This is a genomic window from Bacillus sp. EKM208B (assembly GCF_011800725.1).
Lineage (GTDB): Bacteria > Bacillota > Bacilli > Bacillales > Bacillaceae > Bacillus > Bacillus velezensis.
On sequence record NZ_JAANHO010000032.1, the window covers coordinates 1 to 609 of the forward strand.

At 58.9% G+C, this 609-nt stretch carries 1 protein-coding gene; it reads right to left on the minus strand.

The genetic code is table 11. The annotated features are described in order from the left end of the window. Nucleotides 1–609 (minus strand): AMP-binding protein (locus G9F75_RS19685; protein ID WP_167409335.1); only part of this gene is annotated, 609 nt, incomplete at both ends.

Here is a 609-nt window from a genome sequence, read left to right on the forward strand (position 1 = left end):
CGTCACCGCTGCGTCATGAACGTCCGCAAGCTGGGCGAGGCGGACTTCGATTTCTGAAAGCTCGATCCGGTAGCCCCGCACTTTGACCTGCTGGTCGATACGCCCGATGTATTCGATGCCGCACTGCGCGTTCCATTTGACGAGGTCGCCGGTCCGGTACATGCGCTCGCCGGGCACGAACGGATCGGCGGTAAACCGCTTCGCCGTTTCTTCTTCACGGTTCAGGTATCCGCGCGCAAGTCCGCGGCCTGCCACGCATAATTCACCGGCAATGCCTTCCGGCTGCACCTGATCGCCGTCGCCGAGAATATAAGCTCTCGTATTGGCAATCGCCCGTCCGATCGAAAGCGACCCTTCCTCCGGATTGATGACGCCGCTTGTCGCGACGACGGTGTTTTCCGTCGGGCCGTAGTTGTTGACGATCGTGTACGGCTGTTTCACCGCCCGCTTCAGCTTATCGCCGCCGACGAGAAGCATGCGGAGAGAGGTATTTTCCAGCTCCATAAATTGTTCGGCGAGCTGCGTAGGCAGGAAGGTGATGGTCACGCCGTGCTCTTCGAAATAGTGATTTAAGCGGGTGATATCCAGCCGGATCGCTTCGTCAATGAC